Origin of the sequence: Variovorax sp. YR216, assembly GCF_900107745.1 — a bacterium.
In the GTDB taxonomy this organism is placed as follows: Bacteria; Pseudomonadota; Gammaproteobacteria; order Burkholderiales; family Burkholderiaceae_C; genus Variovorax.
On record NZ_FNRO01000002.1, the window covers coordinates 238,828 to 263,718 of the forward strand.

Genomic DNA, 24,891 nt, shown 5'->3' on the forward strand with positions numbered 1-24,891 from the left:
CGCCGTGACCGTGCGACGCAGCGGATTCCCGCTCGTGGGCGTCGATCCGGACGAGGCCGCGGCCGGCGGGGATTCAATGCGGACGACCGTCTGGGGTCGGGTCGTCATCGCCGGCGGCACTGCCGGGATGACGGGAGAAGGCGCGACCGCCGTTCGCAAGGGCGGGCTCGTGGGCTGTCGCATCGTGCGCGAGGGCACCGCCCTTCGCTCGGCGGTCGGTGCGGCCTTTGCCACCTTGGCTGGCTTCGCGACATTCTCCGGCTTCGAAGGTGCCGGCGCGATCGTGTCTGCCGTCGTGGGCGATGCGTCCATCCCAGGCGGCTGCAGTCGCAGCGCGTCGATGACCTCGTCGGCCCGGCCTTCGGGAACCGCTGCAACCTGCGGGTTCGCCGGCAGTGACGGGGTTGCGGTGGGTTCGCTCACAGCACTGGGGGCCTTCGGCGCCTCGGCTGCCGGGGTTTCGGCTGTCCGGAGGGGTTGCTGCGGTTCGGCGGCAGGCTGCGGGGCGGGCTCGGCGGTTGGCCGCGCCACGGGCGCCGGGGGCGAAGGCGGTTGGAGCGCAGTGCTGCGCATCAGTTCGACCGTACGGTCCAGCGGATCGAGAGAGAGCAAGCTGGTGCCTGCGATGGCCATCACCGCGATCGCAAGCGGCAGCACCATCCAGCGCGCCGCCTGGGCGGTTCGGGGCTGTCGATGGCCTTCGGACGTCGCCACGGTCGGGAGATTGCGCGGAGGACTCATCGTGGCCAGCGGCCAGGCCGTGGCCGCGGCGATGACAGCTTGCTGCATCGCGATCGTCGGCGGCCTCGTGATCGTGGAAAACGGTGCGTCCTGTGAGTCGTCGAATGCGTTGGCGGGCGTCTGCACGCCGGAGAACTTGCCAGCGCAGCCGCGGCAGTACTTCGCGCGATCCCGGTTCGCCGTGTGACACGAACTGCAGTACTTGGTCATGGCGTGCCCTGTGCGGCGTTGCGCTTTGATAGAAGCGAATTACTTTTTTACGCCGTTCTCCATCTGCGACCGAAGTCGTCTTGTCAGACAGGAACTGATCTGTCTGTACGAGCAAGAGAAAGGGTGACCGGGCTGGCGGCGGGACGGGCACGGCCGCAAAAGAAAACGCCCCAGGCCGTGTGGCCTGAGGCGTCGATTCGAAGACTGGAAAGTTGGTGGAGAGGAGGAGGATCGAACTCCCGACCTCCGCATTGCGAACGCGGCGCTCTCCCAGCTGAGCTACCCCCCCAACGCATCGCGAATTCTAACCAGATCCCATGCCCCTTGCGGCTGGAGGCATGCCAAGATGCGCGCCGCGTCACAACGAACAAGGAGACAGAGAACCATGCCCTCGTACGATCCCGCCTGGCTGGACCGCATGTACAACAACCGCGTGCTCGTGCCGGAGCATCCGGCGTATTTCCAGCGATGGGCGGCCCAATCGGCTGTGGCGCGCGACGCGCTGGGCGCGCACATCGACCTGCGCTACGGCGAGGGGCCGGATGAGACGCTCGACGTGTTCCCCGCTGCGGCGCCGAATGCGCCGGTGCTGGTCTTCATCCACGGCGGCTATTGGCGGGCGCTGGACAAGAGCGAGCATTCATTCGTCGCCCGGGCTTTTCACGAGCGCGGCGTCTGCGTGGTGATGCCCAATTACGCGCTGTGTCCCGGCACGCCCGAGCGGCCGGTCGGCATCGCCGACATCGCCCTGCAGATGGCCCGCGCACTTGAATGGACCTGGCGCCACATCGCGGCGTACGGCGGCGACCCGTCGCGGATCACGGTAGCCGGGCACTCGGCCGGTGGCCATCTCGCGGCAATGCTGCTGGGCTGCGATTGGAAGGCCCTCGCGCCCGACCTGCCGGCCGACCTCGTGCGCAACGCGCTGTCGATTTCGGGAATCCACGATCTGCGGCCGATCCAGCACACGCCGTTCCTGGCGCCCGTGCTGAACCTGACGGATGCGGATTCACTGCGGCTCAGTCCTGCGCTTTGGCCGGCGCCCGCGCGCGGCACGCTCTATACGGTGGCTGGTGGCGACGAGAGCGCCGAATTCCTGCGCCAGAACGAGCTCATCCGCGAGGCATGGGGCGCTGGCGTGGTCCCGGTCTGCGAGGCGCTGCCGGGGCACCATCATTTCAGCGTGCTGGAGACGCTGGCCGATCCGACGCAGCGGCTGCACGCGCTGGCCATGGATCTACTGGAATGAAGCCCACCCCCAGCCTCGCCCACTTCGTGTGGCTCTGCACCCCCTCAAGGGGACGCACCCGGCGGCCCGGCCAAGCCGGTTCCGCGGGTGCCCTGGCTTGGGCTGCGGGCGCTACATCAGCAGGTGTTCGCCCGCGTTGTCGCCGCCGAGGGTGACATAGTTGACCTTGCGGATGTCCAGGAGCTTGCGGCCGCCCGCGTAGCTGATGGAGCTCTGGATGTCCTGTTCCATCTCGATCAGCGTGTCGGCCAGCTTGCCCTTGATCGGCTCCAGGATGCGCTTGCCTTCGACGTGGCGGTATTCGCCCTTGTTGAAGTCGCTGGCCGAGCCGTAGTACTCCTTGAAGAGTTCGCCGTCGACTTCGACCGTCTTGCCGGGCGATTCCTCGTGGCCCGCGAAGAGCGAGCCGATCATCACCATCGAGGCGCCGAAGCGGATGCTCTTGGCGATGTCGCCGTGGTCGCGGATGCCGCCGTCGGCAATGATCGGCTTGGTCGCGACGCGCGCGCACCACTTGAGCGCCGAGAGCTGCCAGCCGCCGGTGCCGAAGCCGGTCTTGAGCTTGGTGATGCACACCTTGCCCGGGCCGATGCCGACCTTGGTCGCGTCGGCGCCCCAGTTCTCGAGATCGATCACCGCTTCGGGCGTCCCCACGTTGCCGGCGATCACGAAAGCCTTCGGCAGCTTCTTCTTGAGGTAGCCGATCATGTTCTTCACGCTGTCGGCGTGGCCGTGCGCGATGTCGATGGTCACGTAGTCGGGCGTCATGCCGGCGGCGGCGAGCTTGTCGACGGTGTCGTAGTCCGGCTTCTTCACGCCCAGCGAGATCGATGCGAACACGCCCTTCGCGTGCATGTCCTTGACGAACTGGAAGTTGTCCAGGTCGAAGCGGTGCATCACGTAGAAGTAGCCGTTCTGCGCCAGCCAGACGCAGATGGATTCGTCCACCACCGTCTTCATGTTGGCGGGCACCGTCGGGATGCGGAAGCTGCGGCCGCCGAGCGTGACGCTGGCGTCGCACTCCGCGCGGCTTTCCACCACGCATTTGCGCGGCAGCAAGAGGATGTTCTCGTAGTCGAAGATCTGCATGAGTTCCAAGCTCCTTAGAAAGGTCGCCGCCGAAGGATTTCGGGCAGCGATGGGGCGCTTGGCTTGGAGACCGGATTTGCGGGTGCGGCGTGGTGGCGTCACCGGGCCCTGCTTGCGCAGGCACAAAAAACCGGACCTCAAGAAACTTGGGCCCGGTGACTGATTCTACCCGCCGCGCTGCATTCGCGTGTTCTGGAACTTCGTATAACCGGCATACGCCGCGCTTTCTACAATCGATGGATGTTCACCGACCTCGCGGCTCCCGCAGATTCGCCGCTGCTTGAAAACCTCAATCCGGAGCAGCGCGCGGCCGTCACGCTGCCTGCCGGAAACGCACTGATCCTCGCCGGCGCCGGCTCGGGCAAGACGCGCGTGCTCACCACCCGCATCGCCTGGCTGCTGCAGACCGGGCAGGTGTCGCCGGGCGGCATCCTGGCCGTCACCTTCACCAACAAGGCCGCCAAGGAAATGATGACGCGCCTCGGCGCGATGCTGCCGGTCAACGTGCGCGGCATGTGGATCGGCACCTTTCATGGCCTGTGCAACCGCTTCCTGCGCGCGCACTGGAAGCTCGCCGGATTGCCTTCGACCTTCCAGATTCTCGACACGCAGGACCAGCTCTCGGCCATCAAGCGGCTGATGAAGCAGTTCAACGTCGATGACGAGCGCTTTCCGGCCAAGCAGACGCAATGGTTCATCGCCGGCGCCAAGGAGGACGGCCTGCGCCCGCGCGACGTCGAGGCGCGCAGCGACGATGACCGCAAGAAGGTCGAGCTCTACCAGCTCTACGAGGAGCAGTGCCAGCGCGAAGGCGTGGTCGACTTCGGCGAGCTGATGCTGCGCAGCTACGAGCTTCTGCGCGACAACGATCCGGTGCGCGAGCATTACCAGCGGCGCTTTCGCCACATCCTGATCGACGAGTTCCAGGACACCAACCGCCTGCAGTACGCGTGGATCAAGATGCTGGCCGGCAACACCACCGACGGCCGCTTCGTGCCGGGCGACAACAGCGTGGTCGCGGTCGGCGACGACGACCAGAGCATCTACGCCTTCCGCGGCGCGCGGGTCGGCAACATGGCCGACTTCGTGCGCGAGTTCGAGGTGTCGCACCAGATCAAGCTGGAGCAGAACTACCGCAGCTACAGCAACATCCTCGATTCGGCCAACGAGCTGATCAGCCACAACAAGAAGCGCCTGGGCAAGAACCTGCGCACCGACCAGGGCCCCGGCGAGCCGGTGCGCGTCTACGAATCGACCAGCGATTTCGCCGAAGCGCAATGGGTGGTCGAGGAAATGCGCCAGCTGGTGCGCGACGGCACGGAGCGCAAGGAGATGGCGATCCTCTACCGCAGCAATGCGCAGAGCCGGGTGCTCGAAACCGCGCTCTTCAACGCCGCGGTGCCGTATCGGGTCTACGGCGGATTGCGCTTCTTCGAGCGTGCCGAAATCAAGCACGCGCTGGCTTACCTGCGCATCCTGGAGAACAAGGATGACGACACCAGCTTCCTGCGCATCGTGAATTTCCCGCCGCGCGGCATCGGCGCGCGCAGCATCGAGGCGCTGCAGGACGCGGCGCGCGCGGCCGGCCGTTCGCTGCACGACGCGGTCAGCGCGGTGGGCGGCAAGGCGGGGGGCAACCTCTCGGCCTTCGTGGCGAAGATCGACGTGCTGCGCGAACAGACGCAGGGCATGTCGCTGCGCGAGATCATCGAGCTGGTGCTCGACCACAGCGGGCTCATCGAGCACTACAAGGCCGATCGCGAAGGCGCGGACCGCATCGAGAACCTGGAGGAACTGGTCAACGCGGCGGAGAGCTTCGTCACGCAGGAAGGCTTCGGCCGCGATGCGGTCGCCTTGCCGGTGGACGAACTTCGCCAGTCACCCGCGAGCCAGGGGCTGGATCCGAACCAGCCGGTGCAGGACGAGCCGCTCGCGCCGGACGCCGAGACCGGCGAAACGCTGAGTCCGCTCGCGGCCTTCCTGACGCATGCCGCGCTCGAATCGGGTGACAACCAGGCGCAGGCCGGCCAGGACGCGGTGCAGCTGATGACCGTGCACGCCGCCAAGGGTCTCGAATTCGACTGCGTGTTCATCACCGGCCTCGAAGAGGGCCTGTTCCCGCACGAGAACTCGATGAGCGACTACGAGAGTCTCGAGGAAGAGCGTCGCCTGATGTACGTCGCGATCACCCGCGCCCGCAAGCGCCTGTACCTGAGCCATTCGCAGACGCGCCTGCTGCATGGCCAGACCCGCTACAACATCAAGAGCCGCTTCTTCGACGAACTCCCGGAAAGCGCGCTCAAGTGGCTGAGCCCGAAGAACCAGGGGGGCTTCGCTCCGTCGGCCTTCGGCTACGGCGGCGGCTATGCGACCTCGCGAGGAGGCGGTGGCGGCTACGGAGGAAGCTATGGCAAGGAAACCTTCGCCAGCCCGCCCGTCCCGCCGCAGAAGGCCGCACCTTCGCACGGCCTGCGCTCGGGCATGCAGGTGTTCCACAACAAGTTCGGGGAAGGCACGGTGACCGCGTTGGAAGGCAGCGGCGACGACGCTCGCGCCCAAGTCAACTTCCCCCGCCACGGCGTCAAGTGGCTGGCCCTCTCAGTCGCCAAACTCACCCCCGTATGAACCAAGGGCCGGCGCAGCCCGGCCCCTTCGTGAAACACCGCGGAACCGGCTTCGCCGGGCCGCCGGTGTTGCCCCCTGAAAGGGGGTGCCCGAGCCACACGCAGTGGGCGAGGCTGGGGGTTACTCGTGGAACGAGTCGCGGAACGTGAACCAGGTGCTGGTGAAGAACATCGCCGCCATCACCAGCGCCCCACCGATCATCACTGCGCCGCCGGCCGCCGAAGCCCCGGCGCCGACGCCCATCGCGCCGAGGGCGACCAGCAGCGTCGCCAGCAAGCTCAGCACGATGCCGGCGCCGATGAAAACGCCCGCCCACACGAGGCCGAACACGGTCAGCGCGCCGAAATTCCTGAAGCACGCCACGAAGCTGAAGAACAGGCTCTTGGCCGGCGGCACGCGGTGCCAGTGCACCAGCGCGGGCGCATGCCAGAAGGCCAGCGACAGCGGCAGGTACAGCCCCATCGCGATCCACAGCGCGACCTGGAATTCGGTGGTCTCGGCCATTTCGCGCGTCAGTTGCCCGCCCAACAGGTAGACGCGGGCGAACTGCCCGCCGTCGGCGATCGCGGAAATGGCCATGACCGCGAGAAAGAGCGCGGCGTACATCGCGCCCAGCACCGCCATCGGCCGCACATCGGCGCGCACCGCATGGAGCGCAGCGAGGAACACCGCACCGGCCGCCGGCTTCTCGGGGCCGGCGGCCTGTGCGGTTGCCGCCATCAGACCGAGCGTCATCGTCGGCAGCAGCATCAGCGCGATCGCGGCGCCGACCAGCGGCAACTGCGATGCCAGCGACACCATCGTCATGAAGAAGAAGAACAGCGAGATGAAGGCCAGCGGCTGCCGCGCGAAGGCCTGGAGTCCGGTGCGGACCCAGGTCACGCCGGTGCGTGCCGGCACGAGATTGAGTTTCATCCTATGCGGCCAGCGGCTGGGTGCCGCTGGGCAATTCGAAGCTTGCGTGGGCGCGTTCACGCAGCACCCGCTCGAAATGGGCCGGATCGTGCGGCTTGAGCATGCTGGCTTCGCGCGGCAGGTAGAAGTCCCAGAGGCGCGAAATCCAGAAGCGCAGCGCCGCCGCCCGGAGCATGGCCGGCAGCAACGCGCGCTCGGCCCCGGTCAGCGGACGCACCGAGGCGTAGGCGGCGAGCAGGGCGTCGGCGCGGGCATTGTCATGGCGGCCGGTCTGCAGGTCGATGGCCCAGTCGTTCAGGCACACGGCGATGTCGAACAGCCAGGTGTCGGTGCCGGCGAAATAGAAGTCGAACACACCGGTGAGCTTCGGCGCCTCCACGCTGGCGTGGGTGTCGAACATCGCGTTGTCGCGGAACAGGTCGGCATGGACCGGACCGCGCGGCAGCGCCGCGTAGGACGACGATTCGGCGATGTGGTTCTGGTAGGCGAGCTCGCTGCGCAGCAGGCCGGCCTGCGGCGCTTCCAGGTAGGGCAGGACCACCGGCGCGGTGTCGTTCCACCAATGCAGGCCACGCAGGTTGGGCTGGATGCGCGGGAAGTCACGCGCCCCAATGTGCATGCGCGCAAGCAGCCGGCCGAGCTCGCCGCAGTGGCGCGCGGTGGGCGCCAGTTCGCTCTTGCCCTGCAGGCGCTGGACGATCGCTGCCGGCTTGCCGGCCACCGTGTGCAGCAGCTCGCAGGGTGCATTCGCGGGGATCGACAGCGCGTGGCCATCCGGTGGGGCGACCGCCGGGTCGGCCACAGGCTCGGGCACGGGCAGGCCCCGCGCCGCGAGGTGCTTCATCAGACAAAGGTAGTAAGGGAGCTGCTCGGCGCCAAGGCGCTCGAACAGCGTCAGCACGAACTCGCCCGATGCCGTGGTTGCGAAGTAATTGGTGTTCTCGATGCCACCCTCGATGCCGCGAAGCTCGCGGAGGGGGCCGAGTCCCAGGCGCTGAACCAGCGCGTCGGCTTCGTCGAATCCGACTTCCGTGAAAACCGCCACCGCGCGCTCAGAACTTGAAGACGTTCCACCAGACGCGCGAACCGCTGTCGCTGGCGCTCGAATCCGACTGGCCTTCGCTTCGCGCACGCTCGCCATTGGGCATGACCTGGTAGGCCGGCGCGTTGGATTTGGGCTGCACGGTGATGTTCTGCGTCTGGCCGCCGACGCGGAGTTCGTCGATCGAGTTGCGGCTGTCCTCGATGTGGATGCGCTCGATCTTCTGGTTCTGGCGTCCGGCTGCCTTGTCCTGGTCGGGCTGCTGCTGGGCCGGGCGGGCCGACGACTCCGCGGGCTGAGGATTCTGGGCCTGGACCGCCGCGAACGGCGCGATGCAGCCCAGCAGCACGGCTGCCAGCCGCATGCGGGGGACGAGAAGACGGGTGGACGACATGACACGATTGTAGGTCGGCGTTTGCATCAGGGATACCCGCAGGTGCGCTTGTCGACCCACCTTGCGGGTGCGTTGCCCCGGCACGGCAAAATGCCTTGATGACCGACAAGAAAACGCTGCTGCTCGTCGACGGATCGAGCTATCTCTACCGCGCCTTCCATGCGATGCCCGATCTGCGCGCCGTCCCCGGTGACAGCAGCAGTCCGGCCACCGGCGCGATCCGGGGAATGATCAACATGATGACCGCCCTGCGCCGCGAGGTGCGCGCGGACTACGCCGCCTGCGTGTTCGACGCGCCCGGCAAGACCTTCCGCGACGACTGGTATCCCCATTACAAGGCCAACCGCTCGCCGATGCCGGACGACCTGCGCAGCCAGATCGAGCCCATCCACCAGGTGGTGAAGCTCCTGGGCTGGCCGGTGCTGTGCGTGCCCGACGTCGAGGCCGACGACGTGATCGGCACGCTCGCGCGTACCGCGGCGAACCAAGGCATCGAGGTGATCGTCTCCAGCGGCGACAAGGACCTGAGCCAGCTCGTCGACGAGCACGTGACGATCATCGACACCATGAACGGCAAGAAGCGCGACATCGCCGGCGTGACGGCCGAGTTCGGCGTGCCGCCCGGCCTGATGATCGACTACCAGACGCTGGTGGGCGATGCCGTCGACAACGTGCCAGGCGTCGAGAAGGTCGGCCCGAAGACGGCGGCGAAGTGGCTCGGCGAATACGGCTCGCTCGACGGCCTCATCGCCCGCGCCGGCGAGGTCAAGGGGCAGGCCGGCGAGAACCTGCGCAAGGTGCTCGACTGGCTTCCGCAGGGCCGCAGGCTGGTGACCATCCGCACCGACTGCGACCTCGACGGCCATGTGGTGGGCCTGCCGGCGCTGGATGCGATCGCGATCGGCCCGCAGCAGATCGATGAGCTGAAAGTCTTCTACGAGCGCTTTGGCTTCAAGTCGCTGGTGAAGTCGCTCGAAGCGCACGAGACGCCGCCCGAGCTCATCGAGCAAAGCAAGAAGCGCAACGCGGCGCCGGAAGGCGGCACGGGGTTGTTCGACCAGCCCGGCTTCGAGGCTGCCGAGACGGCATCCAACCTCGTCTACGACACGATCCTGACCTGGGAGATGTTCGACAGTTGGCTCGCGAAGCTGCAGTCGGCCGAACTTGTCGCGCTGGATACCGAGACCACGTCGCTCGACGAGATGGTGGCCGAGATCGTCGGCATCAGCTTCAGCGTGACGCCAGGCGAGGCGGCCTACATCCCCGTCGGCCACAACTACCCCGATGCGCCGGCCCAGTTGCCGCAGGGCGAGGTGCTTGCGCGCCTCAAGCCATGGCTCGAAGACGGCACGAAGAAGAAGCTCGGCCAGCACATCAAGTACGACCGCCATGTGTTCGCCAATCACGGCATCGAGGTGCAGGGCTACGCGCACGACACGATGCTGCAGAGCTACGTGCTCGAAGTGCACAAGCCGCACGGCCTCGCCAGCCTCGCCGAGCGGCATCTCGGACGCACCGGCATCGACTATGAAGACCTGTGCGGCAAGGGCGCGCACCAGATCCCGTTCAGCCAGGTCGCGATCGACAAGGCGGCCGAGTACGCCTGCGAAGACTCCGACCAGACGCTGGATGTTCATCGCGCGCTCTGGCCCAGGCTCGAAGCCGACGAGAAATTGCGCTTCGTCTATGAGCTGGAGATCGCGACCAGCGAGACGCTCTACCGGATCGAACGCAATGGTGTGCTCATCGACGCGCCCACGCTCGCCGCACAGAGCAACGAGCTCGGCAAGCGCATCATGGCGCTGGAGCAGGAGGCCTACGCGCTGGCCGGCCAGCCGTTCAACCTCGGCTCGCCCAAGCAGATCGGCGAGGTGTTCTTCACCAAGCTCGGCCTGCCAGTGGTCAAGAAGACGCCCAGCGGCGCGCCGAGCACCGACGAAGAAGTGCTCGAAAAGCTCGCGGAGGACTTCCCGCTGCCGGCCAAGATCCTGGAGCACCGGGGCCTGTCGAAGCTCAAGGGCACCTACACCGACAAGCTCGGACTGCTGGCGCATCCGCGAAGCGGACGGGTGCACACGCACTACGCGCAGGCGGTGGCCGTGACCGGCCGGTTGTCGAGCAACGATCCCAACCTGCAGAACATCCCGATCCGTACGGCGGAAGGCCGCCGCGTGCGCGAAGCTTTCGTGGCGCCGGCGGGCAGCGTGATCGCGAGTTCCGACTACTCGCAGATCGAACTGCGGATCATGGCCCACATCAGCGGCGACGAATCGTTGCTGCGCGCCTTCACCGAGGGCATCGACGTGCACCGCGCGACCGCCAGCGAAGTGTTCGGCGTGGCGGTGGAGCAGGTGTCGAGCGAGCAGCGCCGCTATGCGAAGGTGATCAACTTCGGCCTGATCTACGGCATGAGCAGCTTCGGTCTCGCGCGCAACCTGGGCATCGACAACAAGGCTGCGGCGTCGTACATCGATCGCTACTTCGCGCGCTATCCAGGTGTGAAGGCGTACATGGACGAGACCAAGGCGCATGCCAAGGAGATCGGCTATGTGGAGACGGTGTTCGGCCGGCGCCTCTACCTGCCCGAGATCAAGTCGCCCAACGGCCCGCGGCGCGGCGCTGCGGAGCGCGCGGCCATCAACGCGCCGATGCAGGGCACCGCGGCCGACCTCATCAAGCTCAGCATGGTGAAGGTGCAGGAAGTGCTCGATGCCGAGAAGCGCGGCACGAAGATGATCATGCAGGTGCATGACGAACTGGTGTTCGAGGTGCCGGAGAGCGAGGTCGAGTGGGTCCGAACCGAGATCCCTCGGCTTATGGCGAGTGTGGCGGATCTGAAGGTGCCATTGCTCGCGGAGATTGGTTTTGGTCCCAATTGGGACAAGGCACATTGAGAACAATTTTTTGGAGACGATGAACTGAATGACTGCTATTGCTTTTGCCCGTAAAGCGCTTCTGTTGACCGCACTGAGCGCCGCATGCGCAGGTGCTTTCGCCGCCCCCGATGAACGCCTGACCGCGCTGGCTGCCAAGGAGAAGCCGGCGCTGCTCGAAACCCTCAGGGAGTTCGTCTCGATCGAATCCGGCAGCCGCGACCTGGAAGGCCTCGACAAGATGGCGAATCTCGTCGCCTCGAAGTTCAAGGCACTCGGTGGGCAGGTCGAGCTGATCGATGTCTCCGAGGGCGCCTACCGCATGGAAGACACGCCCGAGAAGATCGGCAAGGTCGTGCGCGCGACGTTCAAGGGCACGGGCACGAAGAAGATCATGCTGATCGCGCACATGGACACGGTCTACCAGATCGGCATGGCGAAGCAGCAACCCTTCCGCATCGACGGCGACAAGGCCTACGGCCTCGGCATTGGCGACGACAAGCAGGGCATCGCGGTGATTGCGCACACGGTCGCGATGCTGAAGGCGATGAACTTCAAGGACTACGGCACGCTCACGGTGCTCATCAACGGCGACGAGGAAATCAGCTCGCCGGGCGCGCGTTCGCTGATCACCCAATTGGGCGGCGAGCACGATGTCGTGATGTCGTTCGAAGGCTCGTCGGTGCGCGACGACAAGCTCTCGCTCGCGACGGCGGGTATCGCGTCCGTCACGCTCAATGTCACGGGCAAGGCCTCGCACGCGGGGTCGATGCCCGAGGCGGGTGTGAATGCGCTCTACGAGCTGTCGCACCAGATCCTGCAGATGCGCGATCTGTCGGATCCCGCGACGGGGCTCAAGCTCAACTGGACGATCTCGCGCGCCGGCACCAATCGCAATGTGATCCCGGCGACGGCAACGGCTGGTGCGGATGTGCGCGTGCTGTCGGTGAGCGACTACGACCGCATCGAGCAGCAGGTGAAGGAGCGCGCGAAGAACCAGCTCATTCCGCAGGCGAAGGTCGAGGTGAAGTTCGAGCGCCGCCGTCCCCCACTGGAGTCGAACGATGCGTCACGCGCCTTGGCGACGCATGCGCAGCAGATCTACAAGGACCTGGGCAAGTCGCTCGGTGCCGATGACAAGGTGGCAGGTGGCGGCACGGACGCAGCCTTTGCCGCCTTGAAGACGAAGGCCGCGGTGGTCGAGCGCTTCGGCCTGCAGGGCTTCGGCGCGCATTCGATGGACGCGGAATATGTGGTGATCGATTCGATCGAGCCGCGGCTGTATCTGGCGGCGCAGCTGATCATGGACGTTTCACACGGCAAGGTGGACCAGTCCAACCCCTGAGCGAGAGATGCGGCTGCGTCACATCGAGGTCTTCAACGCGATCATGCTCACGGGGAGCGTGAGCGCGGCGGCGCGCCTGATCAACATCACTCAGCCGGCGGTGAGCCGCACGCTGCAGCATGCGGAGATTCAGCTCGGGTTCTCGTTGTTCCAGCGCGCAAAGGGGCGGCTGACCCCGACGACCGAGGCGCTGGCGCTGTACCCGCGCATCGAGCGGCTGTTCGCGCAGCTCGACGAGGTGCAGCGGCTCGCGGCGAACCTGCGCGCGGGGACCGATTCGGGCGAACTTCGGATCCTCACGGTGCTGGCGTTGAGCTACGAGGTGCTGCCGCGTGCGCTCAAGCGTTTCCGCGAGAAGCATCCGGGTATGGCAGTGACGGTCGAATCGCTGCACTCGCCGCAGATCATGTCGGCGTTGCTGCTGCAGGAGGCGGACGTGGGCTTCGCGTTCAGCCCCGCGGTGCATCCCTCGTTGACGCAGGAGACCTTGGCAGACAGCCGCATGACCTGCATCGCTCCGAAGGGGATGCTGTCGCGTGCGCTGCTGCGCAATGGTTCCGTGGCCTTGCATGATCTGGTCAAGCTGCCGGTGGTGGGGCTCGACAGCCGCGATCCCGTGGGGACGAGCCTGAGTCAGGCCTGCCGGCAGGCGGGGGTCGGGTTCCAGGCTGTCGTGACAGTTCAGACCTATCACGCGGCGCTGGCGATGGCGCATCACGGCCTGGGGGTGGCGCTCGTCGATGGTTGCACGGCGAAGTCGGCGGATCGGGAGAAGGTGGATGTGCTGGCGCTGGAGCCGCTCATTCCGGTGCCGATCCGGGCATTGCGCTTTGCCGGGCGGCCGGATTCTGTTGCCGTGCGGAGCATCATTCGGTTCATGCGGGAAGCGGTTGAAGAGATGAGTTCCGAGTAGGGGGCGGCGATGGCGGGCGATGTGCCCTTGGGCGGCCGACGTCACCGGCCGCTTCGCGGCTGCCCTGCGCTGCTCACGGTACGCGGGGTCCGCGCGAAACTCGCTTCGCTCAAACACGCGCGGCCCTTTTTCCGCGTAACCCAGGCGGACCGTCCAGCGAGCGCAAGCAAGACAAGTCAGTGGTTATCCCGAGGAATCCCGAACGTCGCGTGAATCCGCTGGTACTTCACGGCAGGCTTCAGAACCATCCCTTCCGAAAGCTCATCGACAACAGCCCGCTGAATCTCCTGCCACGGCGTCTGGCTCTTCGGATACGGATAGCCTCCTCGCTTCTCCAGCTCCGCACGACGCTTCGCAAGTTCCTCATCGGAAACCAGCATGTTGGCGGTGCGCTTCTTGAGATCGATGCGCACACGATCCCCGGTACGCACCAGCGCCAGCCCACCGCCCGTCGCGGCTTCGGGTGAGGCGTTGAGGATCGATGGCGACCCCGAAGTGCCCGACTGCCGCCCGTCGCCAATACAAGGCAGGGCGGTGATGCCCTTCTTGAGCAGGTACGAAGGCGCCCGCATGTTCACCACCTCGGCGGCGCCCGGATAACCCACCGGCCCCACGCCGCGCATGAACAGCACGCTCCGCTCGTCGATCTTCATCTTCGGATCGTCGATCCGCGCGTGATAGTCCTCCGGGCCGTCGAACACGATCGCCGTGCCCTCGAACGCCATCGGATCCTTCGGGTCTTCCAGGTAGCGCGAATGGAATTCGGGCGTGATCACGCTCGTCTTCATGATTGCGGAATCGAAGAGATTGCCCTTCAGATTCAGGAAGCCCGCGTTCTTCTTCATCGGCTTGTTGTACGGGAAGATCACCTTCCGGTCGCTCGTGAACTTGCCCTCGCAGTTCTCGGCCAGCGTCTTGCCATTGGCCGTCATCGCCGGCTTGATCTTCTTCTGCGCGACCAGTTCGGCCACCACCGCAGGCAGCCCGCCCGCGCGGTAATAGTCCTCGCCGAGATACTCGCCCGCCGGCTGGAGATTGACCAGCAACGGAATCTTGTAGCCGTGCTTCTCCCAGTCGTCCGTCGTCAGCTCCACGCCGATATGCCGCGCGATCGCATTCAGATGCACCGGCGCATTCGTCGAGCCGCCGAGCGCGGAATTGACCACGATCGCGTTCTCGAAGGCCTCGCGCGTGAGGATGTCCGAAGGCTTCAGGTTCTCGCGCACCATCTCCACGATGCGCTTGCCCGTCATGTAGGCCATCTCCTGACGGTCGCGATACGGTGCCGGAATCGCCGCGCTGCCCGGCAGCGTCATGCCCAGCGCCTCGGCGAGCGAATTCATGGTCGAGGCCGTGCCCATCGTGTTGCAGTGCCCGGTCGAAGGCGCCGACGATGCGACCAGCTTCAGGAACTCCTGGTAGCCGATCTTGCCCGCCGCCATCATCTCGCGCGCACGCCAGACGATCGTGCCGGAACCGGTGCGCTCGCCCTCGTACCAGCCATTGAGCATCGGCCCGGAATTGAGCGCGATCGCGGGGATGTCCACCGTCGCCGCGGCCATCAGCTGCGCGGGCGTCGTCTTGTCGCAGCCCGTCGTCAGCACCACGCCATCGATCGGATAGCCGTACAGCACCTCGACCAGCGACAGGTACTGCAGATTACGGTCCAGCGCCGCCGTGGGCCGCTTGCAGGTCTCCTGGATCGGATGAATCGGAAACTCGAACGCAATGCCACCCGCATCGCGGATCCCTTCGCGCACCCGCTCGGCCAGCACCAGGTGGTGCCGGTTGCACGGCGCAATGTCGGAGCCCGTCTGCGCGATGCCGATGATCGGCCGGCCCGATTGCAGCTCGTCGAAGCCCAGGCCGAAGTTCATCGTGCGCTCGAGGTAGAGCGCGGTCATGTCGGCATTCGCCGGGTTGTCGAACCAGGCCTGGGAGCGCAGCTTGAACTTCGGGGTCTTGCTCGCCGAGGCCTTGGTGTTCTTCTTTTTCGATTTCATGAGGACATTCCCTTCAGGGTCTGGTCTGCGTTCGGTGCGGCCTTGCAATCGGCGATGTACTGGCGAACGATGTCGGCGAAGTTTTCATGCGGATGCAACCCCAGCCGCGCCGCACGCGCAGCCGAGGCGCCGCTCGGCCAGTTGGCGACGATGCCCGCGATGCGCTCGTCGCGCTCGAAGCGCACCCGCGCGCGCACCGCCGGGCCGGCGACTTCTTCGAGTGCATCGAGCATCTCGCGCACCGTGACGTTGAGCGCCGGCAAGTTGAGTGCAGTGCGCCCGCAGAAAGCTTCGCGGCTGGCTTCATAGACGGCGATCAGCCCGTCCACCGTGCGTGCCGGCGACGACATCGGATGCGACACGTCGGGCGACACCGGGCAGATCGACTCCACCCCTGCCAGCGGCTCGCGGATGATGCCGCTGAAGAAAGACGATGCCGCGCCGTTCGGCCGGCCGGGCCGTACCGTCACCGTCATCAACCGCGCCGCGCGGCCGTCGACATAGCCCTTGCGGGTGTAGTCGGCGATCAGGTGTTCGCAGATCAGCTTCTGGATGCCGTAGGACGTCTGCGGGACAGGGAGCGTGTCGTCGCCGACGATCTTGGGCATCGGATGGGCCGGGTCCGGCCCGAACACCGCGACCGAGCTCGAAAACACCAGGCGCGGCACCTTGCCGCCGGCGTTGACGCGCGCGCGAATCGCATCGAGCAGCGCGCGCGTGCTGTCGAGGTTGGAGCGCAGGCCGAGGTCGAAGTCGAGCTCGCATTCGCCCGATACGGCGGATGCGAGATGGAAGACGCCGTCGAACTCCTCGTCGCGCAGCGCGTCGGTTTGCGCCAGCAGGGGGCCGGTGCGCGCTTCGACGCGCGGGTCCGCGAGCAGGCTCGCGGGCGGCGGTGCGATGTCGGTCAGCACGAGGCGGCCGATTCGCTCGCCCGCGAGCGTGCCGCGAGCGAGCAATGCCTGGGCGAGGCGCGATCCGACGAAACCGCCGCCTCCCGTGATCATCAGTTTCATGGGGACTCCTTCATGGATTTCTTGCCCTTCCTGGCGGTGGGGGCTGCGGCGGCGCGAACGGCCTTGACCGCCGCCTGGCGACGGCGGCCGTCGATGACGCCGCCCTCGATCAGCCGCTGTTCGCCGCGCGTGATGTGTTCCGTGGCCCGGCGCCGCGCCGCTTCGGGATCGCGCGCCGCGATCGCCTCGAAGATGGCGCGGTGCTCGCGCTGCACCTCGGTCATGAAATCGAGCCGGCGCGCTTCGTTGCCGCGCGTGATGCGCATGCCTTCGCGCAGGTACTGCTCCAGGAAGCCGAGCAGCAGCCGGAATTGCGGGTTGCCGGTGGCTTCGCCGATGACGCGGTGGAAGGCCAGGTCCTCGGCGACGCCGTCGCGGCCGTCCGCCACGGCACCGTCGATGGCCTTGAGGGCGCGGCGCAGCTCTGCGATCTGCGATCGCGAGGCGCGCTCGGCGGCCAGCGCTGCGATCTCGCCTTCGAGCACGCGCCGCACTTCCACCACATGCACCACTGCCTGCACGGAGGTCAACACCGCCGGATCGAAGACCAGCGCCTGGTTGACGGGGCGGGGCGCCACATACACGCCCGAGCCTTGCCGCGAGTTCACCATGCCCTTGGACTTGAGCTGGTGCACCGCCTCGCGCACCACGGTGCGAGAAACGCCGTGGGCCTCTGCAAGCTTCTGCTCGGTCGGGAGGCGGTCGCCCGCGTGCAGGGCGCCGGAGTCGATCTGCGCGCTCAGCAGCGCGGCCAACCGGTCCGACAGCCGATCGACGATCAGCGGTTGGGGTTGGGAAGGTGCCGGAACGCGCACGGCGTTGATGGAATTCAGGTCAGTTATCTGGTCATCATACAAATTGACCGGGGGTTAATGCGTACCGGTTTGCCCTGATGCGCGCGACTTTCGCGATGCCAATACTGCGCGGTTGCGAAAGCGGTTTCAAGGGCCCCGAGCCGCCGCCTTCGCCAGTTCCGCGTACTTTGAAGGCTCCAGTGCATGGCAAGTGTCACGATCCAGGCAGTCAAGAAGAACTTCGGTGATGTCCCCATCCTTCACGGCGTGGACATCGACATCCGGGACGGCTCCTTCACCGTCCTCGTGGGGCCATCGGGCTGCGGCAAGTCGACCTTGCTGCGCATGATCGCCGGGCTCGAGGAGATCAACAGCGGCGAAATCCGGATCGGCGAGCGCCGCGTGAACGACCTCCCGCCCAAGGAGCGCGACATTGCGATGGTGTTCCAGAACTACGCGCTCTACCCGCACATGACGGTGCGCGACAACATGGCGTTCGCGCTTGCGCTCGCGAAGATCGACAAGGCCACCATCGAGCAGAAGGTCGGCCGCGCGGCCGAGATCCTCGCGCTCACGCCGCTGCTGGACCGCTATCCGCGCCAGCTCTCGGGCGGGCAGCGCCAGCGTGTCGCGATGGGGCGGGCAATCGTTCGCGACCCGCAGGTGTTCCTCTTCGACGAACCCTTGTCCAACCTCGACGCCAAGCTGCGCGTGGCCATGCGCAGCGAGATCAAGGAGTTGCACCAGCGGCTCAAGACCACCTCGATCTACGTCACGCACGACCAGATCGAGGCCATGACCATGGGCGACAAGATCGTCGTGATGCGCGACGGCCGCATCGAGCAGACCGGCAGCCCGCTGGAGCTCTACGACCGGCCGGCCAACCAGTTCGTCGCCGGCTTCATCGGCTCGCCGGCCATGAACTTCCTCCCTGGCACTCTGCGGCGCAACGGCGGCGCGGCGATGGTAGAGCTCGCGGACGGCACGAAGCTCGATGCACCAACGCACGCAGGCGGCGTCGACGGCCAGCCGGTCGTCTACGGCACGCGGCCCGAGCACCTGAGCCTTGCGGACGGCGGCGGCATTCCCTCTCGCGTCGTGGTGATGGAGCCCACCGGCATGGACACCTTCGTCGCCTGCCGGCATGAGGGCACCGAGATCTCGGCGGTGTTCCGCGAGCGCCACGACTTCGCGCCTGGGACCACCATCCACCTGCAACCCGATCTTCAGCGCGCGCATCTCTTCGACGCAGGCACCGGCCAGAGGCTGGTAGCTTGAGGTTCTTTTTTTGGCCCTTTCAACATCAGGAGACAAAGAATGAGTGACTTCAATCGCCGCACGATTCTCAAGAGCTCGGCGGGCTTCGCGGCCGCGGCGTCGCTCGGCGTCGGCACGGCCGTCTTTTCGCCGTTCGCCAATGCCCAGACGATGACCTTCAAGCCCGAGAAGGGCGCCAAGCTGCGCGTGCTGCGGTGGAGCCGTTTCGTGCAGGGCGACATCGACGCCTACATGGCCAACGTCAAGAAGTTCAGCGAAGCCACCGGTGTCGAAGTGCGGGTCGACAACGAAGGCTGGGAAGACGTGCGGCCGAAGGCGGCCGTCGCGGCCAATACCGGCGCGGGGCCGGACATCATCCTGTCGACCAACGACGACGCGAACCTCTACCCCGAGAAGTTGCTCGACGTGACCGATCTCGCCGAATACCTCGGCAAGAAATACGGCGGCTGGTATCCGGCGGGCGAGATGTTCATGCGGCCCGACGGCAAGCGCTGGCTTGGCCTGCCGCTGGGCGCGGCCGGCTCGCTGATGGTGTATCGCGAGAGCATGCTCAAGGCGGCCGGCTTCGACACCTTCCCGAAGAACAACGACGACTTCCTGAAGATGTACAAGGCGCTCAAGGCAAAGGGCACCCCGGGCGGCATGGCGCTCGGCAATGCAACGGGCGACAGCACCTGGACCAACTGGCTGGTCTGGTCCTTCGGCGGCAAGCTGGTCGACAAGAACAACAAGGTGGTGATCGACAGCCCCGAGACGCTCAAGGCGCTCGAATACGCCAAGGAGCTGTACGCGAACTTCATCCCCGGCACGCTCTCCTGGCTGGATCCGAACAACAACAAGGCCTTCCTCGACGGGCAGATCAGCGTCACCAACAACGGCATCTCGATCTACTACGCTGCGAAGAACTCGCCCGACGCGAAGGTCAAGGAGCTGGCCTCCGACATCAACCACGCGGTCTTCCCGGTGGGGCCGGTGGGCGTGCCGACCGAGTCGCACCTGTTCTTCAACCAGATGGTCATGAAGTACACCAAGTACCCGCAGGCCGCGAAAGAGTTCCTGCGCTTCATGATGGAGCGGCCGCAGTTCGACGACTGGCTCAAGGGCGCGGGCGGCTACGTCGCGCAGCCGCTGCGCGCCTTCGAGGCGAACGAGATCTGGACCGTGGACCCGAAGAACACGCCGTACCGCGATTCGGTCAAGAACCTGCGGCCGGCGGGCTACGAAGGCAAGCTGGGCTATGCATCGGCCGGCGTGGCGGCGGACTTCATCATCCCGAACATGGTGGCCGAGGCCGCGAGCGGCTCGAAGTCGCCGAAGGAGGCCGCGGAACGCGCGCAAAAACGTGCAGAACGCTATTACAAGGTCTGAGGACGGTCGCGCAGGCGCGCCGCATTCCATGACGCTGCTCGCCCGCTTCCAGAACAGCCGCAACGCCCTCGGCTTCGCTTTCATGCTGCCGGCGGCGGTGCTGCTGCTGCTGTTCCTGACCTATCCGCTCGGCCTGGGCACCTGGCTCGGCTTCACCGACACCAAGGTGGGCCGGGGCGGGGAGTGGATCGGGCTGGAGAACTACGTCTTTCTCTGGAACGACGCGGTCACGCGGCTGGCGCTGTTCAACACGCTCTTCTATACGGCGGTCGCCAGCGTGTTCAAGTTCTTCCTCGGGCTGTGGCTCGCGGTGCTGCTGAACAAGAACATCCGCTTCAAGACCTTCTTCCGCGCGGTCATCCTGCTGCCGTACATCGTGCCGACGGCGCTGTCGGCGATCGCGTTCTGGTGGATCTACGACTCGCAGTTCTCCATCATCAGCTGGGCGCTGGTGAAGATGGGGCTGATCGACCACTACATCGACTTCCTCGGCGATCCGTGGAACGCGCGGCTGGCGGTGATCGCAGCCAATGTGTGGCGCGGCGTGCCCTTCGTCGCGATCACGCTGCTGGCGGGGCTGCAGACCATATCCCCGTCGTACTACGAGGCCTCTGCCATCGACGGCGCGACGCCGTGGCAGCAGTTCCGCCATGTGACGCTGCCGCTGCTCACGCCGATCATCGCGGTGGTGATGACCTTCTCGGTGCTGTTCACCTTCACCGACTTCCAGCTCATCTACGTGATCACGCGCGGTGGTCCGCTCAACGCGACGCACCTGATGGCGACGCTGTCGTTCCAGCGGGCGATCTCGGGCGGTGCGCTGGGCGAGGGCGCGGCGATCGCGATCGCGATGGTGCCGTTCCTGCTCGCCTGCATCATGTTCAGCTACTTCGGGCTCCAGCGGCGCGCGTGGCAACAGGGAGGCTCCGACAAATGAGCGCCAATCAAGCGAAGATGGATGTGGTCGGCATGGGCTACCTGGAGTCCGTTCCGCGCAAGGTGGTCACGGTCTACCTGCCGCTCCTGGTCTTCCTCATCGTGCTGCTGTTCCCGTTCTACTGGATGGCGATCACCTCGGTGAAGCCCGACGCGGAGCTGCTCTCGCGCGAGGGCAACCCGTTCTGGGTGGTCGCGCCGACCATCAACCACTTCCAGAAGCTGCTGTTCGAGACCTCCTACCCGCAATGGCTGTGGAACACGCTGCTGGTGTCGGTGGTGTCGACCTTCGCATCGCTCGCGTGCTCGGTGTTCGCGGCCTACGCGATCGAGCGGCTGCGCTTCAAGGGCTCGCGGCAGACCGGGCTGGCGATCTTCCTGGCCTACCTCGTGCCGCCGTCGATCCTGTTCATCCCGCTCGCGAACGTGGTGTTCAACCTCGGCATGTTCGACACGCGCTGGGCGCTGATCCTGACGTATCCGACCTTCCTGATCCCGTTCTGCACCTGGCTGCTGATGGGCTACTTCCGCTCGATTCCGGCGGAACTGGAGGAGTGCGCACTGATCGACGGCGCGAGCCGCTGGCAGATCCTCGTGAAGATCGTGCTGCCGCTCGCGGTGCCGGGGCTGATCTCGGCCGGCATCTTCGCGTTCACGCTGTCGTGGAACGAGTTCATCTACGCGCTGACTTTCGTCTCGTCGTCGGAGATCAAGACGCTGCCCGTCGGCGTGGTCACCGAGCTGGTACAGGGCGACGTCTACCAGTGGGGCCCGCTGATGGCCGGCGCGCTGCTCGGCTCGCTGCCGGTGGCGTTCATTTACTCGTTCTTCGTCGAGTACTACGTGTCGGGGATGACCGGTTCGGTCAAGGAGTGATCGCTTCGAGCGCGGCCCGCAATTCCGAAAGCACGCTACCCCAGTCGCCCGGCGACGGCTGGCGGAAGACGCGGAAGGCCGGATACCACGGCGTCGTGGTGCTGCTCGTGAACCAGCGCCAGTCTGCCGCGTAGGGCAGCAGCAGCCAGGCCGGCGCACCGATCGCACCCGCGAGGTGCGCGATCGACGTGTCGGTGGTGATGAGCAGGTCGAGCGCCATGATCTGCGCGGCCGTGTTCACGAAATCGGATGCATCGAAGCACTGGACCGCCGGGCCCTCGGTGCCGGCATCGGCCTGCTTCAGCGTCTCGGGAAGCAGCAGGCTCCAGACACTCGCGTTCACTGGAAGCGACGCACGCAGCGGCGCCAGCGCGATCGAGCGCTTGTGGTTCTCCGGGTGGTCGGGATTTCCGGTCCAGACGATGCCGATGCGCGGCCCCGGCTGCGACGCGATCGACTGCCGCCAGTGGTCGACCCGTTCCGGATCGGCCTGCAGGTACGGGACCTCGCTGGTGAGGCCCGGCATGTCGAAGAGCCCGAGCGCCAGGGGCAGGCTCATCAGCGGGCAATGGAAGTCATAGGCCGGCAGCGCATCGCCGCGGCCCGCGAGGACGTCCACGCCCTTCAACGAGCGCAGGCTGCCCAGCAGCGACCGCTGCACCTCGAACACGATCCGGGCGCCGCGCGATGCCAGCAGCGGCACATAGCGGCAGAACTGCAGTGTGTCTCCGAAACCCTGCTCGGCGTGGATCAGCAACGTCTTTCCCTGGAGCGGCTCGGTGCCGGTCCAGCGGGGTGCGTCGAAGGTTCGGGCGTGGCCGAATCGCTCTTCCTCGATCCGTTGCTCGTACGCAGGCCAGCCGTGCGCGAAATCGCCGGCGCCGAGCAGGCACAACGCCCGGTTCCATCGCACGCCGGCCGGCGCGTCCGGCTGCGCCAGCAACCGGTCGTAGTGCGGGATGGCCTCGGGGTGCCGCTGCACGTCGCGCAGCGCATTCGCGAGGTTCATTCGCACCTGCCCGTCGTTCGGGTCCTGTGCGAGCAGGTGTTCGTAGAGCGGGATGCCTTCGTCGAAGCGATCGACCGCGCACAGTGCGTTCGCGAGATTGAATTCGATCTCGGGGCGGCCGGGGGCCAGCCTGCGCGCCTTTTCGAGCGTGGCGAGGGCATCATCGTGCCGCAGCAGCGCGAGTTCGGCGACGCCGAGGTTCATCAGCAGCTCGGCGCTGTCCGGTTTCGCGCGCAAGGCTTCGGCGAAAGCCGCGCGGGCCTCTTCATGCCGACCGGTCTCGAAGAGCGACTCGCCGAAGCGGCGCAGCAGGTCCGGCCCCAGGGGCTCGATCTGCCGCATCTGCATGAAGCACTGGATGGCCTCTTCATGCCGTCCGAGGGCGTGCAATGCATCGGCCTTGTGCGGTAGTACGCGCGTCTCGCCGGGCCGCTGCGCGAGCACATGCTCGAAGCCTGCAAGGGCGCTCTCGAGGTCGCCGGCCTGCCGGTGCAGCAATGCGAGGTTGAAGCGCATCGCCACGTTGCCGGGATCGCGCTGCAGCGAATCGCCGAGCAGACCGATCGCGCCCGGAATATCGCCCTTGCTGGCGGCGATCAGCCCGAGCATCGCCGGCGCGCGCGCATCGCCCGGGTCGGCCTGGCGCAATGTCTTCCATGCGGCTTCCGCCAGATCCACACGGCCCTCGCGCTGGTGGGCCAGTGCGCGGTTCGCCAGCTCCGACTTCTGCTGCGGCGACATCAGAGGTGCTCTTTCACCTCGTCGAGCTGCGACCCGAGCAGGGCGTTGATGCGGTGCTTGAGGGCAGCGCGGCGGTCGTTCGTCAGGTACACCTGCCGGGCGGCCTCGATGAACTTCGCGTCGAAGCGGGATTCGCGTTCGGCGTGGCGCACTTCGTTCTCGATGTCCCAGAGCCGCTTGTTGACGGCGAGCAGCTCGGCCTGCACCTGTTCGATGGCGGCGGCTTCTGGAGAGGTTTCCAGCACCTCGGCGGTCGCCCTGGAAAGCAGGTCGAGTTCGCGCCTGACGAAGACCAGCTTGGACTCGTCGGTCACGCGCTCCTGCTTGATCTCGAGAATCGTCTTTTTGTCGAAGAGTTCGCCGGGCGAAACCGGGACCATTACGGGTGCGTGCACGAGGAAATCCGCCATCAAGCCAAAGAAGCCGCGAATTGTAAAAGGGCCCCGGCAGGCCCAATCCATGGTTCGCAGTGAGCTTGTTCGGGCCGGAGGCGACCGCGATCCGCGGTTCCTGCAAACTGGGTGGACGTCAGCCGGAGATCAACATGATTCGATCCTGGGCGCTTTCGATGCTGCTTGCTGCCGGCGTATCCGCAGCGAGCGCGGCGGACCTCACCGTCGTCTTCGTCAATCCGGAGAACTTCCGCGATGCCGCGTATTCGCGCTCTTTCCCCAGCGAGCGCGATCGCGCCGAGGTCCTGCGCGACGTGCAGCAGCACCTGCAGCGGCTCGCCGACCGGTACCTGGGGCCGGGCGACGCGCTGCGCATCGAGGTGCTCGACATCGACCTGGCCGGTGATTTCAATCCGCTGCGCCGTGGGGGTTCCGAGGTGCGGGTCCTGACCGACATCACCTGGCCGCGCATGGAGCTTCGCTACACGCTCAGCCGCGATGGGCAGGTGATCGCGAGCGGCCACGAGCGCATCAGCGACATGAACTACCTCGTGATGGCAAGGCGCAACTCGGGCAGCGACCGCTTCATCTACGAGCGTCCGATGCTGGACGACTGGTTTGCGCGCCGCATCGTCGCCGCCAAGGAACACGGCTGATCCGGGCGAATCCAATGTCTTGCCGGCGACTCTTTCCGTGCCGGCAGGAGGTGTGCGATGAAGCAACTGAAGCACTGGCAGGACGTGGTGAATGCACTGCTGGGTGTGTGGCTGGCGATTTCACCCTGGCTCGTGAGCTACCAGGACATTCCGTCGCCCACCGCGAACGCGGTGCTCGTCGGCGTGGCGCTGGTGGCCGCGGCGTTGGGCGCGATGATCGTGCCGCGCGCTTGGGAAGAATGGACCGAATGCGCGCTCGGCGCGTGGCTGGTCATCTCCCCGTGGGTGATCGGCTTCGGCATGCATCGCCAGGCGATGCTGACCGCGGTGATCACCGGCGCGGTAATCGTGGCGCTGGCACTCTGGACGCTGGTGACCGACAAGGAATACAGCGGCTGGCTCCATCGCCCGGCGCACTGACCGCGC

At 66.3% G+C, this 24,891-nt stretch carries 21 protein-coding genes and 1 tRNA gene; 12 read left to right on the plus strand and 10 right to left on the minus strand.

Annotated elements, in window-relative coordinates; translation table 11 throughout:
• The first annotated feature begins 4 nt into the window (after positions 1 to 4).
• Positions 5 to 928, plus strand: coding sequence for a hypothetical protein (locus BLW05_RS35860; RefSeq protein ID WP_177142571.1), 924 nt, complete (start codon positions 5 to 7; stop codon positions 926 to 928).
• A 236-nt stretch (positions 929 to 1,164) separates the two neighbouring features.
• Here the strand turns inward: BLW05_RS35860 and BLW05_RS05980 are convergent.
• Positions 1,165 to 1,240, minus strand: a tRNA-Ala gene (locus tag BLW05_RS05980).
• 96 nt (positions 1,241 to 1,336) lie between these two features.
• Here BLW05_RS05980 and BLW05_RS05985 point away from each other — a divergent pair.
• Positions 1,337 to 2,200 carry an alpha/beta hydrolase gene (locus BLW05_RS05985; RefSeq protein WP_177142572.1) on the plus strand — a complete coding sequence of 288 codons (864 nt, stop codon included), beginning with the start codon at positions 1,337 to 1,339 and terminating at the stop codon, positions 2,198 to 2,200.
• Between the two features lie 111 nt (positions 2,201 to 2,311).
• Here BLW05_RS05985 and BLW05_RS05990 read toward each other — a convergent pair whose 3' ends face one another.
• Entirely contained in the window at positions 2,312 to 3,289 is a 978-nt protein-coding gene (locus BLW05_RS05990; RefSeq protein WP_093161059.1) for a GMP reductase, read from the minus strand.
• A 240-nt stretch (positions 3,290 to 3,529) separates the two neighbouring features.
• Between BLW05_RS05990 and BLW05_RS05995 the strand changes: the two genes are divergently transcribed.
• Positions 3,530 to 5,914, plus strand: coding sequence for a UvrD-helicase domain-containing protein (locus tag BLW05_RS05995; RefSeq protein ID WP_093161062.1), 2,385 nt, complete (start codon positions 3,530 to 3,532; stop codon positions 5,912 to 5,914).
• Between the two features lie 120 nt (positions 5,915 to 6,034).
• Here the strand turns inward: BLW05_RS05995 and BLW05_RS06000 are convergent, their stop codons facing one another.
• From BLW05_RS06000 to BLW05_RS06010, 3 genes are read right to left on the minus strand one after another with little or no spacing between them, the layout of a single operon-like run.
• A complete protein-coding gene (locus tag BLW05_RS06000) occupies positions 6,035 to 6,829 on the minus strand; it encodes a BPSS1780 family membrane protein (protein WP_093161064.1) in 795 nt (264 codons plus the stop codon).
• A gap of 1 nt (position 6,830) precedes the next feature.
• The gene (locus BLW05_RS06005; RefSeq protein ID WP_093161067.1) at positions 6,831 to 7,874 is read right to left on the minus strand and encodes a homoserine kinase; all 1,044 of its coding nucleotides are present in this window, start codon (positions 7,872 to 7,874) and stop codon (positions 6,831 to 6,833) included.
• A gap of 7 nt (positions 7,875 to 7,881) precedes the next feature.
• Positions 7,882 to 8,265, minus strand: a complete 384-nt coding sequence (locus BLW05_RS06010; protein WP_093162077.1) for a hypothetical protein — start codon at positions 8,263 to 8,265, stop codon at positions 7,882 to 7,884.
• 98 nt (positions 8,266 to 8,363) lie between these two features.
• Between BLW05_RS06010 and polA the strand changes: the two genes are divergently transcribed.
• From polA to BLW05_RS06025, 3 genes are read left to right on the plus strand one after another with little or no spacing between them, the layout of a single operon-like run.
• Entirely contained in the window at positions 8,364 to 11,159 is a 2,796-nt protein-coding gene (polA, locus tag BLW05_RS06015; RefSeq protein ID WP_093161069.1) for a DNA polymerase I, read from the plus strand.
• A gap of 28 nt (positions 11,160 to 11,187) precedes the next feature.
• Positions 11,188 to 12,483 carry a M20/M25/M40 family metallo-hydrolase gene (locus tag BLW05_RS06020; protein WP_093161072.1) on the plus strand — a complete coding sequence of 432 codons (1,296 nt, stop codon included), beginning with the start codon at positions 11,188 to 11,190 and terminating at the stop codon, positions 12,481 to 12,483.
• A gap of 7 nt (positions 12,484 to 12,490) precedes the next feature.
• The gene (locus tag BLW05_RS06025; RefSeq protein ID WP_093161075.1) at positions 12,491 to 13,396 is read left to right on the plus strand and encodes a LysR family transcriptional regulator; all 906 of its coding nucleotides are present in this window, start codon (positions 12,491 to 12,493) and stop codon (positions 13,394 to 13,396) included.
• Positions 13,397 to 13,572: 176 nt separating this feature from the next.
• Here the strand turns inward: BLW05_RS06025 and BLW05_RS06030 are convergent, their stop codons facing one another.
• From BLW05_RS06030 to BLW05_RS06040, 3 genes are read right to left on the minus strand one after another with little or no spacing between them, the layout of a single operon-like run.
• The gene (locus BLW05_RS06030) at positions 13,573 to 15,399 is read right to left on the minus strand and encodes an IlvD/Edd family dehydratase (protein WP_093161077.1); all 1,827 of its coding nucleotides are present in this window, start codon (positions 15,397 to 15,399) and stop codon (positions 13,573 to 13,575) included.
• Positions 15,396 to 16,415: a D-erythronate dehydrogenase gene (gene denD / locus BLW05_RS06035; RefSeq protein WP_093161079.1), complete on the minus strand. Its 1,020-nt coding sequence runs from the start codon at positions 16,413 to 16,415 to the stop codon at positions 15,396 to 15,398. Before denD ends, BLW05_RS06030 begins: the two co-directional genes overlap by 4 nt.
• On the minus strand, positions 16,412 to 17,230 hold the full coding sequence (locus BLW05_RS06040; protein WP_093161081.1) for a FadR/GntR family transcriptional regulator: 819 nt from the start codon (positions 17,228 to 17,230) through the stop codon (positions 16,412 to 16,414). Before BLW05_RS06040 ends, denD begins: the two co-directional genes overlap by 4 nt.
• Before the next feature lie 183 nt (positions 17,231 to 17,413).
• Here BLW05_RS06040 and BLW05_RS06045 point away from each other — a divergent pair, with 183 nt between their 5' ends.
• Genes BLW05_RS06045 through BLW05_RS06060 form a run of 4 tightly spaced genes read left to right on the plus strand, consistent with a single transcriptional unit; the run spans position 17,414 to position 21,667 of the window.
• Entirely contained in the window at positions 17,414 to 18,487 is a 1,074-nt protein-coding gene (locus tag BLW05_RS06045; RefSeq protein ID WP_093161083.1) for an ABC transporter ATP-binding protein, read from the plus strand.
• A gap of 39 nt (positions 18,488 to 18,526) precedes the next feature.
• Positions 18,527 to 19,855 carry an ABC transporter substrate-binding protein gene (locus BLW05_RS06050; protein ID WP_093161086.1) on the plus strand — a complete coding sequence of 443 codons (1,329 nt, stop codon included), beginning with the start codon at positions 18,527 to 18,529 and terminating at the stop codon, positions 19,853 to 19,855.
• A 34-nt stretch (positions 19,856 to 19,889) separates the two neighbouring features.
• On the plus strand, positions 19,890 to 20,792 hold the full coding sequence (locus BLW05_RS06055) for a carbohydrate ABC transporter permease (RefSeq protein WP_177142604.1): 903 nt from the start codon (positions 19,890 to 19,892) through the stop codon (positions 20,790 to 20,792).
• Positions 20,789 to 21,667: a carbohydrate ABC transporter permease gene (locus tag BLW05_RS06060; protein ID WP_093161092.1), complete on the plus strand. Its 879-nt coding sequence runs from the start codon at positions 20,789 to 20,791 to the stop codon at positions 21,665 to 21,667. The genes BLW05_RS06055 and BLW05_RS06060 overlap by 4 nt, the downstream gene beginning before the upstream one ends.
• On the opposite strand, the gene BLW05_RS06065 is transcribed toward BLW05_RS06060, so the two are convergent.
• Together BLW05_RS06065 and BLW05_RS06070 are read right to left on the minus strand one after the other, a co-directional pair.
• Positions 21,657 to 23,417, minus strand: a complete 1,761-nt coding sequence (locus tag BLW05_RS06065; RefSeq protein ID WP_093161094.1) for a tetratricopeptide repeat protein — start codon at positions 23,415 to 23,417, stop codon at positions 21,657 to 21,659. The two genes, BLW05_RS06060 and BLW05_RS06065, sit on opposite strands and share 11 nt — an antisense overlap.
• Complete coding sequence (locus tag BLW05_RS06070) at positions 23,417 to 23,812, minus strand: DUF6165 family protein (RefSeq protein ID WP_218135149.1); 396 nt, start codon at positions 23,810 to 23,812, stop codon at positions 23,417 to 23,419. Before BLW05_RS06070 ends, BLW05_RS06065 begins: the two co-directional genes overlap by 1 nt.
• Positions 23,813 to 23,961: 149 nt before the next feature.
• Between BLW05_RS06070 and BLW05_RS06075 the strand changes: the two genes are divergently transcribed.
• Both BLW05_RS06075 and BLW05_RS06080 read left to right on the plus strand, forming a co-directional pair.
• Positions 23,962 to 24,465: a DUF3016 domain-containing protein gene (locus BLW05_RS06075; protein WP_256330065.1), complete on the plus strand. Its 504-nt coding sequence runs from the start codon at positions 23,962 to 23,964 to the stop codon at positions 24,463 to 24,465.
• A gap of 57 nt (positions 24,466 to 24,522) precedes the next feature.
• Positions 24,523 to 24,885: an SPW repeat protein gene (locus tag BLW05_RS06080; RefSeq protein WP_093161099.1), complete on the plus strand. Its 363-nt coding sequence runs from the start codon at positions 24,523 to 24,525 to the stop codon at positions 24,883 to 24,885.
• Positions 24,886 to 24,891 lie beyond the last annotated feature (6 nt).